The organism is Bradyrhizobium sp. 18BD, assembly GCF_054185225.1.
Genome location: NZ_JAVAYL010000017.1, coordinates 165,804 through 181,639 on the forward strand (window position 1 = coordinate 165,804; position 15,836 = coordinate 181,639).

At 64.5% G+C, this 15,836-nt stretch carries 16 protein-coding genes; 10 read left to right on the forward strand and 6 right to left on the reverse strand.

Annotated elements, in window-relative coordinates:
• Window positions 1–13: 13 nt before the first annotated feature.
• From RAD16_RS28275 to RAD16_RS28315, 9 genes are all read left to right on the forward strand, one after another.
• Window positions 14–1,225 carry a sialidase family protein gene (locus tag RAD16_RS28275; protein WP_458161101.1) on the forward strand — a complete coding sequence of 404 codons (1,212 nt, stop codon included), beginning with the start codon at window positions 14–16 and terminating at the stop codon, window positions 1,223–1,225.
• On the forward strand, window positions 1,222–1,719 hold the full coding sequence (locus RAD16_RS28280) for a TlpA family protein disulfide reductase (protein WP_458161102.1): 498 nt from the start codon (window positions 1,222–1,224) through the stop codon (window positions 1,717–1,719). The genes RAD16_RS28275 and RAD16_RS28280 overlap by 4 nt, the downstream gene beginning before the upstream one ends.
• A gap of 28 nt (window positions 1,720–1,747) precedes the next feature.
• The gene (locus RAD16_RS28285) at window positions 1,748–2,269 is read left to right on the forward strand and encodes a copper chaperone PCu(A)C (protein WP_458161103.1); all 522 of its coding nucleotides are present in this window, start codon (window positions 1,748–1,750) and stop codon (window positions 2,267–2,269) included.
• Window positions 2,270–2,289: 20 nt separating this feature from the next.
• Complete coding sequence (locus tag RAD16_RS28290; protein ID WP_458161104.1) at window positions 2,290–2,703, forward strand: hypothetical protein; 414 nt, start codon at window positions 2,290–2,292, stop codon at window positions 2,701–2,703.
• 20 nt (window positions 2,704–2,723) lie between these two features.
• Complete coding sequence (locus RAD16_RS28295; protein WP_458161105.1) at window positions 2,724–3,242, forward strand: YcnI family copper-binding membrane protein; 519 nt, start codon at window positions 2,724–2,726, stop codon at window positions 3,240–3,242.
• Entirely contained in the window at window positions 3,242–4,804 is a 1,563-nt protein-coding gene (locus RAD16_RS28300) for a copper resistance CopC/CopD family protein (RefSeq protein ID WP_458161106.1), read from the forward strand. The genes RAD16_RS28295 and RAD16_RS28300 overlap by 1 nt, the downstream gene beginning before the upstream one ends.
• A gap of 145 nt (window positions 4,805–4,949) precedes the next feature.
• Window positions 4,950–6,269, forward strand: a complete 1,320-nt coding sequence (gene proS, locus RAD16_RS28305) for a proline--tRNA ligase (protein ID WP_458161107.1) — start codon at window positions 4,950–4,952, stop codon at window positions 6,267–6,269.
• A gap of 73 nt (window positions 6,270–6,342) precedes the next feature.
• Window positions 6,343–7,623, forward strand: coding sequence for a lipoprotein-releasing ABC transporter permease subunit (locus RAD16_RS28310; RefSeq protein WP_458161108.1), 1,281 nt, complete (start codon window positions 6,343–6,345; stop codon window positions 7,621–7,623).
• A 7-nt stretch (window positions 7,624–7,630) separates the two neighbouring features.
• Window positions 7,631–8,335, forward strand: a complete 705-nt coding sequence (locus RAD16_RS28315) for an ABC transporter ATP-binding protein (protein WP_458161109.1) — start codon at window positions 7,631–7,633, stop codon at window positions 8,333–8,335.
• 130 nt (window positions 8,336–8,465) lie between these two features.
• On the opposite strand, the gene RAD16_RS28320 is transcribed toward RAD16_RS28315, so the two are convergent.
• Window positions 8,466–9,545 (reverse strand): zinc-binding dehydrogenase, encoded by a 1,080-nt coding sequence (locus RAD16_RS28320; RefSeq protein WP_458161110.1) that lies wholly within the window; start codon window positions 9,543–9,545, stop codon window positions 8,466–8,468.
• A 107-nt stretch (window positions 9,546–9,652) separates the two neighbouring features.
• Between RAD16_RS28320 and RAD16_RS28325 the strand changes: the two genes are divergently transcribed.
• A complete protein-coding gene (locus RAD16_RS28325; protein ID WP_458161111.1) occupies window positions 9,653–10,426 on the forward strand; it encodes a helix-turn-helix transcriptional regulator in 774 nt (257 codons plus the stop codon).
• Between the two features lie 42 nt (window positions 10,427–10,468).
• On the opposite strand, the gene RAD16_RS28330 is transcribed toward RAD16_RS28325, so the two are convergent.
• The 5 genes from RAD16_RS28330 to RAD16_RS28350 all read right to left on the reverse strand — a co-directional run bounded on the left by RAD16_RS28330 (window position 10,469) and on the right by RAD16_RS28350 (window position 15,799).
• The gene (locus tag RAD16_RS28330; RefSeq protein ID WP_458161112.1) at window positions 10,469–10,795 is read right to left on the reverse strand and encodes a response regulator; all 327 of its coding nucleotides are present in this window, start codon (window positions 10,793–10,795) and stop codon (window positions 10,469–10,471) included.
• Between the two features lie 308 nt (window positions 10,796–11,103).
• Window positions 11,104–11,319 carry a hypothetical protein gene (locus tag RAD16_RS28335; protein WP_458161113.1) on the reverse strand — a complete coding sequence of 72 codons (216 nt, stop codon included), beginning with the start codon at window positions 11,317–11,319 and terminating at the stop codon, window positions 11,104–11,106.
• The gene (locus RAD16_RS28340; protein ID WP_458161114.1) at window positions 11,316–11,525 is read right to left on the reverse strand and encodes a hypothetical protein; all 210 of its coding nucleotides are present in this window, start codon (window positions 11,523–11,525) and stop codon (window positions 11,316–11,318) included. The genes RAD16_RS28335 and RAD16_RS28340 overlap by 4 nt, the downstream gene beginning before the upstream one ends.
• Window positions 11,526–11,885: 360 nt before the next feature.
• The gene (locus tag RAD16_RS28345; protein WP_458161115.1) at window positions 11,886–12,632 is read right to left on the reverse strand and encodes a Crp/Fnr family transcriptional regulator; all 747 of its coding nucleotides are present in this window, start codon (window positions 12,630–12,632) and stop codon (window positions 11,886–11,888) included.
• On the reverse strand, window positions 12,632–15,799 hold the full coding sequence (locus RAD16_RS28350; RefSeq protein WP_458161116.1) for a CheR family methyltransferase: 3,168 nt from the start codon (window positions 15,797–15,799) through the stop codon (window positions 12,632–12,634). Before RAD16_RS28350 ends, RAD16_RS28345 begins: the two co-directional genes overlap by 1 nt.
• Window positions 15,800–15,836: the final 37 nt, after the last annotated feature.

Here is a 15,836-nt window from a genome sequence, read left to right on the forward strand (position 1 = left end):
AGGGACCAGGGGCATGATCCGAAGTGGCTTGCTTGGGTTGGCCGTCCTCGCGCTCATGCAGGGGACGGCGTTCGGACAGATGCATGGTCAGCATGCGTCCGAGGCTGCATGCGAAGAACCGACGCTGCGCTGCGCGACCAAGGTCACGCCTGCGTTCGCTCCGGACGGAACGCTGTGGCTGGTCTGGATGGCGGGCGGGCAGGTCTCGGTTGCGAGCTCGCAGGATGCGGGGCGGAGTTTTTCGGCGCCCGTCCAGGTTACGACGAAGCGTCTGAACCTCGACTGGGGGCCGGACGCGCGGCCGAAGATCGTGGTCGATCGCAAGGGCGGCATCGCGCTCGCGTTCTCGATCTTCAGGGACGAGGCCTTCAACGGCCAGGTGCTCTACACGCGCTCGGCCGACGGCGGGAAGAGTTTTGCCGAGCTGAAGCCCATCACCGCCAGCAACGAGAGCCAGCGGTTTGAGGCGCTGGCTCTCGATCAGGACGGGACGGTCTTCGCGGCATGGCTCGACAAGCGTAATCGCGTTCTCGCGAAGGAGGCCGGACAGAAGTATGAGGGAGCGGGGCTGTTCTTTGCCGTGTCCAGCGACGGCGGCACCACCTATGCTGAGGCCCGACTGGCGCGCGAAGGCACCTGTGAGTGCTGCCGGTTGGGGCTGACGTTTGCGGCGCCCGGACGACCGGCCGTGATCTTCAGGAACATCTTTGACGGCGGCGTGCGCGATCATGCGGTCATGGCCTTCACCAATGTCGCGACGCCCGGTGAAATCCGGCGGGTCAGCAACGACGACTGGCAGATCAACGCCTGCCCCCATCACGGGCCGAGCCTCACGGTTGCGCCGAATGGGACCTATCACGTCGCCTGGTACACGAACGGCAAGGCGCGCAAGGGATTGTTCTACGCGCACTCGCGCGACGAGGGCCGCACATTCTCTTCACCGATGGCGCTGGGGCAGCCGGGGCGCAATCCGACGCGCCCCTACGTGCTCGCGGGCGCTGCGGGGACGGTGATGGTCTGGAAGGAGTTCGATGGGGAGAAGACCTCGGTCCAGATGACGATCTCCCGCGACGACGGCGAGACCTGGTCTGCGGCCAAGACCATATCGACCACGACCGACACCTCCGACCATCCGTTGCTGGTCTCCAATGGCCGGCAGGTCTACCTGTCATGGATGACGAAGGCGGATGGCTATCGCCTTACAGCGATCGAGGATCAACCATGAAGCGTCGGTATGCAGCCTTTCTGGGTCTGGGTATTGTGATCGCATCGGCGGCGACGCTCGTGGCGGCGCCGGCCTTGAAGCCGTTCGAGCGCGGCACGTGGCAAAGCGTGCTCAAGGGCCATGCCGGCCGTCCGACCCTCGTGCATTTCTGGGGCGTGACCTGCGGGCCCTGCAAGGTCGAGCTGCCTGAGCTCGGGCGGTTTGCAAAGGATCATCCCGGGATCGACGTGGTTACGATCAGCGCCGATCTCGTGCCGAACCTGCCGGCCGCGACGCAGTCGATGCTCGACAAGGCGGGGCTGTCGTCGACCGAGAACTTCATCTTCAGCGACGGCTTCGTGGAGCGCTTGCGGTTCGAGATCGATCCTGCCTGGCAGGGCGATATTCCCCGGACCATGCTGATCTCGCGGGACGGGACCATCACGACGATCGAAGGCTCGGCCGAGATGGCCGATCTCGAAAAATGGTCGGGCCAGCAGCTCGCCACACACTGAACCTCAATCTGCAAACGGGAAGACGAAAATGAAGACGATGTTGAAAGATGTGATGCTCGCGGCGTTCGCTCTCGCGCTTTGCGCGGCGCCCGCGGCGGCCGAGGACGTCAAGGCCGGCGATCTCGTCATCTCGCAGGCCTGGAGTCGGGCGACGCCTGGCGGCGCCAAGGTCGCGGGCGGCTATCTCACGATCGAGAACAAGGGGACGGCGGCCGACAAGCTGGTCAGCGTGTCCGCCGATATCGCGGGCAAGGCCGAGGTCCATGAGATGGCGATGGACAACGGCGTGATGAAGATGCGTCCGCTCGACAAGGGGCTCGTCATCGACGCCGGCAAGACCGTGAAGCTGGCCCCCGGCGGCTATCATCTGATGCTGCAGGAGCTGAAGGGGCCGTTCAAGCAGGGCGACAAGGTGCCGCTGACGCTGGAGTTCGAAAAGGCCGGCAAGGTCGCCATCTCGCTCGACGTGCAGGGCGTCGGCGCGCAGGCACCGAGCGATGGCGGGCACATGATGAAGAAAATGCCGGATCATTCGGGAATGAAGATGTGATGAAACAGATCAAGCCTCCCATGACCTCGCGTCGAAATCTTGCGGGCCTTGCGCTCGCGATGGCTGTGTTGTTGTCGGTGGCCGGCACTTCGCTCGCCGCGGCGACCGACGACGACAGCTTCTTCACTCATCTGCACACCGAGAAGGCGATGGCCAATGTCACGGTCTCGCCCGGCCGCGCCGGGCCGGTCGAGATCGCGATCCAGCTCGAAACCACCGACGAGACGCCGCTCTCGGCCAGGGCCGTATCGGTGACACTCGTCGACACGCAATCGGGCCGGAAGCTCACACCGGCCGAGGCCTCGCGCGACGGCGAGGACAGCTGGCATGTGAAGGTGGCGCAACTGACGCCCGGACACTGGATGCTGGGTCTCGGAATCTCGATTTCCGAGGCCGACCATGTCAGCGTTGAATCGCCGATCCTGATCAAATGACCATGCCGAAGGGGCCGAACATGTCGAAGCGAGCCTGCCTGATCCTGATCGCCGCGCTCACCGCGACTCCCGCCGCGGCGCATATCACGCTCGAAACCAAGCAGGCGACTGTCGGCTCCTACTACAAGGCCGTGTTCGCCGTGCCGCACGGCTGCAAGGGCTCGCCCACGGTGAAGATCCGGGTGCAGATTCCGGAGGGCGTCATCGGGGTGAAGCCGATGCCGAAGGCGGGCTGGAGCGTCGACGTCGTCGAGGGCAAATATGCCAATGAGTACGACTATCACGGCAACAAGGTCTCCTCCGGCGTCAAGGAGGTGGCTTGGTCCGGCGGCAAGCTGCCGGATCACAATTACGATGAGTTCGTCATCAGCAGCTTCCTCACCGACAACCTGAAGCCGAACACGACCCTGTACTTTCCGGTCGTGCAGGAATGCGAGAGCGGCGTTAGCCGCTGGATCGAGATTCCGGTCGAAGGGGCAGGGCACTCGCACGACGGCAATTCGCCGGCACCTGGCCTGAAGCTGCTGCCAAAGCCCTGATGCGCCTGCTTGCCGCGCTCGCGACGCTGCTGCTCGTTGTCGGCTTCGCGACCGGCGCCTTCGCGCATGCGGCGCTCGTCTCGGTCGAGCCGGCGGGCGGCAGCATGCTTGCGAGGGCGCCCAAGGCGGTGGAGCTGCGCTTCAACGAGGCGGTGACACCAGGCGCAATTCTGCTGATCGACGGCACGGGCAGGGCGCGGAACGATGCCCGCGTCAATGCATCGGGCGAGGCGATCTCGGTCGTGATGCCGCCGGACCTGCCGCAGGGAACAGCCGTGGTCAGCTACCGGGTGATCTCGCAGGATGGTCACCCGGTCTCGGGCTCGGTCATCTTCTCGATCGGCATGCCGACTGCGACAAAGCCTCCGGTCACGGCGGATGGCGGGTTGAGCGCGCTGATCTGGCTTGCGCGGGTCGGCCTCTATCTCGGGCTGTTCGTGGGCGTCGGCGGCGTGTTCTTTGCGCGCTGGATCGCGTGGTCGATGATCGGCATGACCGTTCCGCGCGTCGCGCTCGCGATTGGCTTGCCGAGTGCTGCGGCGTCCCTTGGCGGACTGGGCCTCGATCTCCTCGGGCTACCGCCGGCGGCTCTTGTGACGGCCGCCCCCTGGAAGGTGGCGTTCGCGACCAGCGCCGGCCCGGCGCTGCTCATTTCGGTCGCGGCGATGCTGCTCGCGTGGATGGCGCTGCGCAGCGCATGGTATGCGCGCGCGCTCGCGTTCATCGCCTTCATCGGCGTAGGTCTGTCGCTCGCCATGACCGGGCACGCTGCAACGGCTCCGCCGGAGGCGTTGACCCGGCCGGCGATCTTTCTCCACGGTCTCGGCGTCACCGTCTGGATCGGTGCTCTCGCGCCGCTCGTCGCGCTGATGTCGAAGCCGGCGACTGCGTCGCTCCCGGTCGTGAACCGCTTTTCCCGCCTTGCTGCGTTCGCGGTTGGCGTGCTGGCCTTGACCGGCCTCGCGCTGGCAATCGTTCAACTCGAAAAGCCGGCGGCGCTGGTCGAGACCCGCTACGGACTCATCCTCGCGATCAAGCTTGGACTGGTCACGGGATTGCTGGCGCTTGCCGCGCTCAACCGGTTCCGGCTGACGCCGGCGCTGGCGCGGGACGAGAGATCGACGCCTGCGCTCAAGCGCTCGATCCTGCTGGAAGGTGTGATTGCGCTCGCCATCCTCGCCATCGTCGCCGGCTGGCGCTTCACGCCGCCGCCACGGACGATCGTTCCGGAGACGCCGCTGGCGATCCACATCCATTCGGACAAGGCGATGTTCCAGGTGCTGGTGTCGCCGGGCAAGGCCGACGCCAACGACTTCGTGCTCCAGCTCATGACCGGCGAGGCGACACCGCTGGCGGCCAAGGAGGTGACGCTCACCCTGAGCCTGCCCGAGCGCGGCATCGAGCCGATGGAGCGGGACGCCTCGCTTGAGCCTGACGGTTACTGGCATGTGCGCAAGGTCGAGCTGCCCTTTGCGGGGCGCTGGCACGCGCGGATCGATGCGCTGGTGACCGATTTCGAGAAGGTCACGCTCGAGGATGATCTCGAGGTGGCGCCGCCCTAGGCAGCGCGTTCAAGTCGCACCTGAAGTCGACGGAAAAATGACAAGGAATTTCGCCGTGTTAGCGGCTTTTCCTCATTCCCGGTCTTGTGTTTTCGCTCCCAATCCGGTTTCACTGCAGGCCCTCACTGATTCCTCGAGTATTGCCATGCGGTTGTCGCGGTTCTTTCTGCCCATCCTGAAGGAAAATCCGAAAGAGGCGGAGATCGTCTCGCATCGGCTGATGCTGCGCGCCGGCATGATCCGGCAGGAAGCGGCGGGCATCTATGCGTGGCTGCCGCTCGGCTTCAGGGTGCTGAAGAAGATCGAGCAGATCGTGCGCGAGGAGCAGGACCGTTCCGGCGCGCTGGAGCTGTTGATGCCGACGCTGCAGCTCGCCGATCTCTGGCGCGAGAGCGGCCGCTACGACGCCTATGGTCCGGAGATGCTGCGCATCGCCGACCGCCACAAGCGCGAGCTGCTGTACGGGCCGACCAACGAGGAAATGATCACCGAGATCTTCCGCGCCTACGTGAAGTCCTACAAGAACCTGCCGCTGAATCTCTATCATATTCAATGGAAATTCCGCGACGAGCAGCGTCCGCGTTTCGGCGTGATGCGCGGCCGCGAATTCCTGATGAAGGACGCTTACTCCTTCGACCTGAACGAGGCCGCAGCGCGCGTCGCCTACAACAAGATGTTCGTCGCCTATTTGCGCACCTTCGCGCGGATGGGGCTGAAAGCGATCCCGATGCGCGCCGAGACCGGCCCGATCGGCGGCGATCTCAGCCACGAGTTCATCGTGCTCGCGGAGACCGGTGAATCCGGCGTGTTCATCAATCGCGACGTGCTCGACCTGCCGGTGCCGGGCGAGGACGTCGACTATGACAGCGATCTGACGCCGATCATCAAGCAGTGGACCTCGGTCTATGCCGCGACGGAAGACGTCCACGATGCGGCCCGGTTCGAGCAGGAAGTGCCGGCGGACAAGCGGGTGAACACCCGCGGCATCGAAGTCGGCCAGATCTTCTATTTCGGCACCAAGTATTCCGACGCCATGAAGGCCCTCGTGGCCGGCCCTGACGGCGTCGACGTGCCGATCCATGGCGGCTCGTACGGCGTCGGCGTCTCGCGCCTGCTGGGTGCCATCATCGAGGCCTGCCATGACGATGCCGGTATCAAATGGCCGGAAGCGGTCGCGCCCTTCCGCGTGTCGATTCTCAACCTTAAGCAGGGCGATGCCGCGGTCGATGCGGCCTGCGAAAAGCTCTATGCGGAGCTGACCGCCAAGGGCGTCGACGTGCTCTATGACGACACCGACCAGCGCGCCGGCGCCAAATTCGCCGCTGCCGACCTGATCGGCATCCCCTGGCAGATCATGATCGGGCCGAAGGGGCTGGCCGACGGCAAGGTCGAGATCAAGCGCCGCCGTGACGGCTCCCGCGAGACCATGTCGCCTGCGGACGCGGTCGCCCGGCTGGTCGGCTGAATATTGTTCATCGCTTGATATCGCGGCCGCCAATCCGGCCACAATTGACCCCGAATCATGGGATTATCGAGCGATGGATGAAACCATGACTGAAACCGTTCAAACCGCGCCTTTTGCGCCATTCGAGTGGATGCTGTCGGCGCGCTACCTGCGGGCGCGCCGCAAGGAGGGATTCATCTCGGTCATCGCCGGGTTCTCGTTCCTGGGCATCATGCTGGGCGTGGCGACGCTGATCATCGTCATGGCCGTCATGAACGGCTTCCGGAAAGAGCTGCTCGACAAGATCTTGGGCCTGAACGGCCACATCCTGGTCCAGCCGCTGGAATCGCCGCTGACCGACTGGAAGGACGTCGCCGACCGCCTCAGCCAGGTCCCGGGCATCCGGCTCGCCGCGCCCGTGGTGGACGGCCAGGCGCTGGCGTCATCGCCATGGAACGCCTCGGGCGTGCTGGTGCGCGGCATCCGCTCCGACGACCTCAACAACCTCACCTCGATCGCCAAGAACATCAAGCAGGGCTCGCTCGAGGGCTTTGACGACGGGCAGGGCGTCGCGATCGGCCGCCGTCTCGCCGACCAGCTCTCGCTGCATGCCGGCGACAGCATCACGCTGGTGGCCCCGAAGGGCGCGGTCACGCCGATGGGCACGACGCCGCGCATCAAGCCCTACAAGATCGTCGCGGTGTTCGAGATCGGCATGTCCGAATATGATCTCGGCTTCGTCTTCATGCCGCTCGCGGAGGCGCAGGCCTATTTCAACCGCAGCAACGACGTCACCTCGATCGAGGTGTTCACCACCAACCCCGATCGCATCGTCCAGTTTCGTCAGGCGGTGACGGAGGCCGCAGGCCGGCCGGTGTTCCTGGTCGACTGGCGGCAGCGCAACTCGACCTTCTTCAACGCGCTCCAGGTCGAGCGCAACGTGATGTTCCTGATCCTGACCATGATCGTGCTGGTCGCGGCGCTCAACATCGTGTCCGGCCTGATCATGCTGGTGAAGGACAAGGGCAGTGACATCGCGATCCTGCGCACGATGGGCGCCTCGCAGGGCTCGATCATGCGGGTCTTCCTGATCACGGGCGCCTCGATCGGCGTGGTCGGCACGCTGGTCGGCTTCTTCGTCGGCCTCGTGATCTGCCTCAACATCGAATCGATCCGGCAATTCCTGTCCTGGCTCACCAGCACCGAGCTGTTCTCACCGGAGCTCTATTTCCTGTCGAAACTGCCCGCCGAGATCGACATCGGCGAGACCGCGGCGGTCGTCATCATGGCGCTGACGCTGTCGTTCCTGGCAACGCTCTATCCGTCCTGGCGCGCCGCGCGCCTCGATCCCGTCGAAGCGCTCCGGTACGAGTGAGGGGCTGATGGAGCAGCAGCAGGGGGCTGAAGATGTACCCGTCATTTATCTCCACGAGATAAAGCGGCAGTACTTGCAGGGCGAGGTGCCGCTGACGATCCTCGACGGCGCCAAGCTCGCGCTGTGGGCGGGGCAGTCGGTAGCGCTGGTGGCGCCGTCAGGCTCGGGCAAGTCGACGCTGCTGCATATCGCAGGCCTGCTCGAGGCGCCGGATTCCGGCGAGGTCTATGTCAACGGCGCGCCGACCTCGCAATTGCCCGACATCGAGCGCACCCAGCTCCGCCGCACCGACATCGGCTTCGTCTACCAGTCGCACCGGCTGCTGCCGGAGTTCTCGGCGCTGGAGAACGTGATGATGCCGCAGATGATCCGCGGCCTGAAGAAGTCCGAGAGCGTCAAGCGCGCCAAGGACATCCTCGGCTATCTTGGTCTCGGCGATCGTATCACCCATCGTCCGGCCGAGCTGTCGGGCGGCGAGCAGCAGCGTGTTGCCATCGCGCGGGCGGTCGCCAACGCGCCGCGCGTGCTGTTTGCGGACGAGCCCACCGGCAATCTCGACCCACACACGGCGGACCATGTGTTCCAGGCCCTGATGCAGCTCGTCAAGGCGACCCAGGTCTCGATGCTGATTGCGACCCACAACATGGAGCTCGCCGGCCGCATGGACCGGCGCGTGTCGCTGTCGAACGGCCAGGTCGTCGAGCTCGAATAACAAAAAGTGCGAAAACAACCCCATGCACAGTAGACGGGCGTTGCCCGCCACTGTCGGGGTGATGCCTTCCAATCCTTTGACATGTCGAGCAAACCCGCTGCGACGGCGCATCGCCGCAGCGGGCAGGTCATTACGGCCTGATCACCGTCAATCTGAACGGGCCGCCATTGGCCGCGGCATGCGCGACGGCGTCGTTGGCGTGGTCGAGGTCGAAGGCGGTGGTCTCGTACTCCTCCAGCCGCAGCAATCCGGCGCGCACCAGCGCGATCAGGCGGCCTGCGGCATCGGGCGGGTACATCCAGACGCCGTGGATGCTGATGCAGTTGCGCATGAGCCAGGGGTAGGGCAGCTCGAGGCCCGCACCGCCCGCCATGCCGACGCCACCCATCAGCACGACGCGGCCGTAAGCGCGCACCGTCATGACCGCCGCGCGCACGACAGTCGCGCTCACCGAGGGCGGCATGATGTCGAACACGCAGTCGATCGGCCCCGGTGCGGCGCGCTTCATCGCTTCGCGGTCGTCGTCCTCATTGCCGGTGAGCCTAACCGGCCTCACGCGGCTGCCGAAGCGGCGCACGAGGTCGGCGAGAATCTTCTCGTTGCGGCCCGGCGTCACCACGCAGGCCGCACCCATCGCCAGCGCGACCGAGACGGCGGCGCTGCCGAAATTGCCGGTGGCCCCGCTCACCAGCACGGTCTCGCCCGGCTGCAGGTTGGCGGCGAGGAAGCCGCCATAGGGCACCAGCAGCGTGCCCAGCGCGCACCATCGCGTTGCCTCCTCCGACGTGATCGTGCCGAGGCGTTTGACGTTCTCGGTCGGCACGCGCATCTGCTCGGCGAACGAGCCATGGCGAAAATGCTGTTGCAGCCGCATGTCGCCGGGACCGGCGGCCGTGAGGCCCTGCAGCGCGATGTCGGGCGCAACGATATCGTCGCGCGAGCGCACCGTGGGATCGCAAAACACCCAGTCGCCGACGCTGAGCTTGGTCGCGTCCGGGCCGATCGCGCGCACCCGTCCGATGCCGCCCGGGCCCGGGATGATCGGCAGGTCGAGCGCGTAGTTGCGGATCCCGCTGAAGACTTCGTTCATATAGGACAGCACGCGCGTGGCGACGACGTCGACGATGACCTCGCCGGTGCCGAGCACCGGTTCGGGAGTAGTCTCGATCACCAGCGGCGATCCCAGGGATTTGAGTACGGCAGCTTTCATGTGTTCACCTCAAGGTCGGGTGATCCCGATATGCGCCGCCCTTGCAGGGCCAAGAAGGCCTGGTATTATCCTAGTATTCCAAAAGCCCTCCATCGCGGGAGCACGCCATGGCCGATCCACGCCGCGTCGAATTCGGCGACTTCCTGCGGTCCCGCCGCGAAAAGCTGACGCCGAAGACGGTGGGGCTGCCCGCCGGCCGCCGGCGCCGCACCGCGGGGCTGCGGCGGGAGGAGGTCGCGCAACTCGCCGGCATCGGGGTCGACTGGTACATCCGCCTGGAGCAGGGCCGCACCGTCAGCCCCTCGGTCACCACCATCGACGCGCTCGCCCGCGCGCTGCGTCTCAGCAAGACCGAGCACGCGCATCTGAAGGCTCTGGCGCGCGACGGAACGCGGGCCGCCTTCGTGCCGGAGACCGTGCCGGCGCCCATTCGGCGGATGGTGGAGAGCCTGCAGCAACCGGCCTACATCACCGGGCGGCGCTGGGACGTGCTGGCCTGGAACGCGGCGGCCGAGGACATCTTCGGCTTCGGAAGACTGCCCGAGCAGGACCGCAACACGCTGCTGCTGGTCCTGACCAACAAGCAGACGCGAAAATTCTACGGCGCGGGCTGGGCCGACGTGGCCAAGAGCATGGTCGCGATGTTTCGCGCCACCCATGACGTCTGGGCCGGTGATCCCGCCTTCGCCGAGCTGCTGACGCGGCTGCGCCAGGGCAGTCCGGAATTCGTCAAATGGTGGGAGGCGCACGAGATCCGCAGCACGTCGTCCGGCCTCAAGACCATGAACCATCCGACCAGGGGCCTGCTCCGGTTCGAGCACACCAGCTTCCAGGCCAACGACGATCCCGCGCTGAAGCTCGTGATCTACACGCCGGTGTAGCGGCCGCGGCCTTGCCGACGACGTCGCGCAAGCAGAACGGAATCAGGTGAAGGTTCGCACCGCCTCGGCGCAATCGGCCGGCTTCAGCACGACCGGGATCTGGTCGTAGGGCGGAGGCAGATGATCGTAACCCGTGAAGACAGCGACGGGTATCTCTCGCGACAAAAGCTTGTCGAGTAGCGGATAAGCCTTCACGCCCTGCAGGTTGATATCCAGCAGGGCACAATCGATGTCGCCATCGAGCTCGGCCATTGCGTCTTGTAGATTGCTGACGGGACCGACGACATGAAAGCCGGCCTCCTCGGCGATACGGGCGCAGTCGTCAGCCTGGAGATAGTCGTCCTCCACGATGAGCATTTTGCGTCTCATGAGACACCTCATCGTTGTTGCCTGGGCTAACTCCGGCACGAAGGCAGGGTTGCTAGCGGTTCCATACCGGCCGCATGTCCTAGGTTATTTTCGGAGGTATCGGGAGCGGCTAGTGTCCCGCGCGTCGAGAACCCAGCCATTGGGGGGCAGATGCAAGAGCCGGTCAACGAGCCGAAGTCGCCAGACTGTCGAGACTGCAACATCCCCGCAACGTTCAGATCGTCGGTCTCGAAGCGCAAGCCCGATGAGCGCATCGACATCTATCAGTGCCCAAACTGCGCTCGGCTGATCTGGATAGGCTAGCAGAGCTAGCTGGCGACTTGCGGTTCGCTGATGTCGGTAGGCCGGTCGAACTGCGCGATCCGTGTGTCGAGACGCCACAGCTCGATGCGATGGACCAGCACGAGCGCGGCTGCCTGACGCTTGGCGTCCTCGTCGTCGCCGCAGACGAGGTTGATGCAACCGAAGACGTGGCCGTCCGGGTTAACCTGGAAGGCGCGATAGTGCTTGATGCTCTGCATCATCGTTTCCCCCGTCTTTGGTAGCCTGGCGCACTCAGCCAATCGGTCAGACTGGAGGTCACCTCGTTCTGGTTGGCGCGCCTGAGCAGCATTTCGCGCTCTTCACCCGCCGGCATTCGGCGGGCGCGGTCGCGAGCGCTGCTTGCAAACGACATCAATCGTTCCTGCAGCGATTGCGTCTGTTTCCTTCGATTGCGTTTGGCCGTCATTGGCACCTTCGGGCTCACTTTTCGGAACAAGGAGAATCGGCCCCGACGGGAGGTGGCGCCGGGGCCTTTGCCTGCCGGACGGGAAAGGCCCAGACCTGCAGCACCGCCAGCTTCGGGCGCGCGTGAGGTTCCGGCATTTCAATAGGTTAATGGGCGGGGATTTTGCGCGGGTTTCGTCCGCTGGACGAGCGCAGCTTCCATCCCTCGCTGCGAGGGATTCACCTGCGCTAATGCGCAGGCTTGAAAAATTCGGATAATGCGCTGTCGTGCCGGTTTTCAAACAGCGGCAGGCATCTTTGCCCCGGCACTCGATCCAGGAAACCCCAGGCGCTGTGGCCTTTTTCTCACGCGAGAAGGTCGCTAGACCCGCCGGTAGAGCTGCAGATAGCCCGGCGAAAATAACGCCGCGCTCTTGAGGGCGTCGAGATCACTGATCGTCAGCGTGCGCTCGCGCAGCGTGATCAGGCCGGCAGCCCTCAGCTCCTGGATCGTGCGGTTGAGATGGACGACGGAAAGGCCCGTCGCATCGGCCAAATCCATCTGGGTGACCGGAAAGCTGCACGAGTTGCCGTCGACCAGCCCGACGGGACGAAGACGTTCGTAGATCTCGCAAAACAGGTGAGCCACCTTCTCCAGCGCGGCCCGTCGACCGAGGTTGATGGCCCATTCGCGCTGGATCGCATTATTCAGCAACGTCTCGCACATGAACGCTTCGGCGAGCGTGCGCTCGCTCGCCATGAGCTTCTCGAAACGAGCCCGTTTGATCTCGGCGTAGGCGACCGGCGTTGCCGTCGTGATCGAATGGTCGATGGTGGACAACAAATAGGCGTACGCGTCGCAGGTCTCGCCGGGCAGGACGAAATTGACGATTTGCCGCCGACCGTCCTCGAGCGTCTTGTGCCGGAACAGCCAGCCTGAGAGCACGATCCGGACGCCATCCATCGGATCGCCCTCGGCGACCAGATCTTCCCCCGGGCCGGCCCGAAACAGGCCTTCGAGGATGGCGTGCTCGAGCGCAGCTCCTGCTTCCTCAGACAGAGGCCGCAAGGCGTTGAAGCGGCGAATGACCGCTTGAGCAAGACCTCCGTCGGTACCGTGGGCGCGCATCAGCCGTCCATTGAAGGCGTATGAAAGGTTCGCTTGGTCAGGGGGATTGCGATCTGGCACACGAGCCCGGACCCATTGAAGGACATGGTCGTCTGTCCCTTCAGGTCAAACGCCAAAGTACGCTCCAGAAGTTCCGAGCCAAAACCCTTCCGCGTCGGCTGCGCAACGGACGGTCCGCCTCGCTCGCGCCATTCGAACAACAGCTGCGGCGGATCGGCCGTTTCGTCGATCCGCCAGGAAATTTCGAGCCGCCCCAACGGCTTTCCAAGCGCGCCGTATTTGAGCGCGTTGGTTGCGAGCTCATGGACGGCCAGCGCGAAGGTTTCGGCGGCTTTCGGCTGGAAGCGCACGGCGGGGCCGGACACGCGCATCTGCTCGCCCTCGCGGGCGTTGTAGGCGAGAAGCTCCTCGACGACGAGATATTCGAGATCGACGCCGCCTTCGGGATCGCGCGTCACCAGCGCCTGCGTCCGTGCGAACGCATTCAGGCGGCCGTCGAGATGCGCGGAATATTCCTCGACGGTGGAGCTGGTTTCGGCCGAACGGCGGGCGATCGAGCGCACGACGCCGAGCGTGTTGCGCACGCGGTGCTGAAGCTCGGTCAGCAGAAGTCGCTGCCGCTCTTCCGCGCGCGTGATCGCGGTGACGTCGATGAAGGTGATGACCACACCGGCGATGAAATTGTCGATGCTGCGGTAGGGCAGGATGCGGACGATATAGCGCGTGCCGCTGTCCGGCGCGGTCAGCTCGCGCTCGGCGCTCGCGAGCGTGCGCAGCACACGGCGCACGTCATCATAGAGTTCCTCGATGGGAATGCGCGCCTTGATGTGCGCGATCGGCCGGCCGACATCGGTCTCGACCAGATGCAGGATCTGGGTGATGGCTGGCGTAAAGTTCATCACGCGCAGATCGTTGTCCAGGAAGACAGTTGCGATCTGCGTGCTTTCGAGGAAGTTCTTGAGGTCGCTGGTGGCGCGGGTCAGCTCCTGGACCCGATGCGCGAGCTCGCCGTTGACCGTGGTCAATTCCTCGTTGACCGACTGCAGTTCCTCACGTGAGGTTTCGAGCTCCTCGTTGGCCGATTGCAGCTCTTCATTGAGCGACTGGTATTCCTCGTTCGAGGATTTCAGCTCCTCGTTGGTGCTTTCGAGCTCCTCGATCGTCGCCTGGAGGCGTTCGCGGGTCGCCCGCAAATCGCTCTCGAGCCGCTCGATATGCTCGGTTCGCACCAGGCTGCCGGGATTGCTGTCGCTTGCTTCCAGGCCGTGCGCCGGGCCGTCCTTGAACAGCACGACAAAGTTTCGGTGACCGCCGGCACCGTCCAGGATCGGCTCGACGGTGATGTCGACGAGCACGCGGTGGCCATTGACGCCGAGCTGGATCTGTTCGGCGTGAGCGGATTCGTTGGTTTCGGCGGCACGGCTCAGCGCGGTGAGCAATTCCAGGCGGAGATCGCGATGTACGAGTTGAAGCAGATCGAGCGAGGCGGCACCCGCTGTCGGTTCGATATAGCGTCCCGTGCGGCCGGAAAAATGCAGGATCTGGAAATTGTCGTCGGTGATGACATAGGCCGGCGCGTAACGCTCTGCAATCCGCTGCGCGCGGCGCTCAAGTCCGACGTCGGGGCCGAAGGAGCGAACCGGCGCCACTTCGACCGGCGTGCGGCCCGCCGAGGTCGAGATTGGAAACTCGGGCGGCAGCCGCGTGCCGGTCTCGAGCTTCTTGAAGATGCGGGCGCGACGGTCGACAGGCGCAAACAGCTTCGGATGCCGCGTGACGTTCTCGGAATTGCCGAGGAACAGATAGCGGTCTGGCAGCAGCGCAAAATGAAACAACGGGATGACGCGGTTCTGAAGCTCCGCGTTGAGATAGATCAGGAGGTTGCGGCACGAGACGAGATCGAGCTTCGAGAACGGAGCGTCCTTGATGACGTTGTGCTGGGAGAAGATGCACATCTCCCGCAATTCCTTGACCACGCAATAGGTATCACCCTCGCGCACGAACCAGCGCGCCAGGCGCTCGGGAGACATGTCCTGCTCGATAGTGGTGCGGTAGCGTCCGACGCGCGCAGCGGCGAGCGCACGGCCGTCGATGTCGGTTGCAAAGATCTGGACCTGAGGAGCGGAATCAAGGGTTGCCATATGCTCGCGCAGCAGGATGCCGATCGAGTAGGCTTCCTCACCGGTCGCGCAGCCGAGCACCCAGACGCGAACCTGCTGCCCGGCGTTCTTGTTCTCGAAGATTTTCGGAATGATCTGGCTTTCGAGCACCTCGAACTCACGCTTGTCGCGGAAGAACTCGGTGACCCCGATCAGGAGGTCGTTGAAGAGATTCTGCGCCTCGTCCTTGTCGTTTCTCAGGAAATCGACATAGGCAGTGATTTCCTCGATCTGCACCACCTGCATGCGGCGCTGGACGCGCCGCAGAAAGGTGTTTTGCTTGTAGCCGTGGAAATCATTGCCGGTCTTGTTGCGCAGGATGTCCGCGATACGTGACAGCGAGGTTGCCGCGGCCGCCAGCACCTCATCAAATCCCTGCTTCTCATCCAGTCGGCGCAGATGGCGCGCGTAGACCTGGATGTGCCCGGGAATGTCCTCGGGCGAGAGCACATAGTCGGCGATAGCGGCAGGCCTGCTGCTGTCGACCAGATGCTCGGAATCCTCGTCAGCGACCTTTTCCGCAATCGCCAAACCGCCGTGGTCCTTCAGCGTGGCCGCGCCCAGCGTGCCATCGCCGTTGGTTCCGCTAAGCAATACGCCGATCGACTGTTCGGCACGCTCTTCCGCCAGCGATACAAGGAAACTGTCGATCGTGGCGCGTTCGCCGGGCCCTTGCTCGGCCTTCCGCACCGCGAGGCGGCCGCCCTGCATAGTGGTGATCATGCCCATCGGGTTGAGGTAGATCGTGCCGCCTTCGAGCGTCATCCCGTCGGTGATTTGGGAGAGTTTGGCCCCCTCCGCACGCTGAATGAGGGCACGCAGCCGCCCGTCGGAGAGCGCCTCACGATTCTGAAGCACGAGCACGATGGCCTGGTCGTCGCCCAGCGTGAGCTTTCCGAAAAAGCGCTCGATGCTGTCGATCGCGCCGGCCGAGGCACCCACGCCAATGATCAATGGAGACTTGACCTGACGCTCTCCGTCCCCCGGCGCTTTGCCGACTTCGTCCATAATGGCCGCTACTTTCGCTATCCGGGATCGAGGACCC

Bases quoted from the DNA above. Each gene is read 5' to 3' on its own strand.
- RAD16_RS28275 (WP_458161101.1), top strand. From the start codon at position 14: ATGATCCGAAGTGGCTTGCTTGGGTTGGCCGTCCTCGCGCTCATGCAG.
- RAD16_RS28280 (WP_458161102.1), top strand. From the start codon at position 1,222: ATGAAGCGTCGGTATGCAGCCTTTCTGGGTCTGGGTATTGTGATCGCA.
- RAD16_RS28285 (WP_458161103.1), top strand. From the start codon at position 1,748: ATGAAGACGATGTTGAAAGATGTGATGCTCGCGGCGTTCGCTCTCGCG.
- RAD16_RS28290 (WP_458161104.1), top strand. From the start codon at position 2,290: ATGACCTCGCGTCGAAATCTTGCGGGCCTTGCGCTCGCGATGGCTGTG.
- RAD16_RS28295 (WP_458161105.1), top strand. From the start codon at position 2,724: ATGTCGAAGCGAGCCTGCCTGATCCTGATCGCCGCGCTCACCGCGACT.
- RAD16_RS28300 (WP_458161106.1), top strand. From the start codon at position 3,242: ATGCGCCTGCTTGCCGCGCTCGCGACGCTGCTGCTCGTTGTCGGCTTC.
- proS (WP_458161107.1), top strand. From the start codon at position 4,950: ATGCGGTTGTCGCGGTTCTTTCTGCCCATCCTGAAGGAAAATCCGAAA.
- RAD16_RS28310 (WP_458161108.1), top strand. From the start codon at position 6,343: ATGGATGAAACCATGACTGAAACCGTTCAAACCGCGCCTTTTGCGCCA.
- RAD16_RS28315 (WP_458161109.1), top strand. From the start codon at position 7,631: ATGGAGCAGCAGCAGGGGGCTGAAGATGTACCCGTCATTTATCTCCAC.
- RAD16_RS28320 (WP_458161110.1), bottom strand. From the start codon at position 9,545: ATGAAAGCTGCCGTACTCAAATCCCTGGGATCGCCGCTGGTGATCGAG.
- RAD16_RS28325 (WP_458161111.1), top strand. From the start codon at position 9,653: ATGGCCGATCCACGCCGCGTCGAATTCGGCGACTTCCTGCGGTCCCGC.
- RAD16_RS28330 (WP_458161112.1), bottom strand. From the start codon at position 10,795: ATGAGACGCAAAATGCTCATCGTGGAGGACGACTATCTCCAGGCTGAC.
- RAD16_RS28335 (WP_458161113.1), bottom strand. From the start codon at position 11,319: ATGATGCAGAGCATCAAGCACTATCGCGCCTTCCAGGTTAACCCGGAC.
- RAD16_RS28340 (WP_458161114.1), bottom strand. From the start codon at position 11,525: ATGACGGCCAAACGCAATCGAAGGAAACAGACGCAATCGCTGCAGGAA.
- RAD16_RS28345 (WP_458161115.1), bottom strand. From the start codon at position 12,632: ATGCGCGCCCACGGTACCGACGGAGGTCTTGCTCAAGCGGTCATTCGC.
- RAD16_RS28350 (WP_458161116.1), bottom strand. From the start codon at position 15,799: ATGGACGAAGTCGGCAAAGCGCCGGGGGACGGAGAGCGTCAGGTCAAG.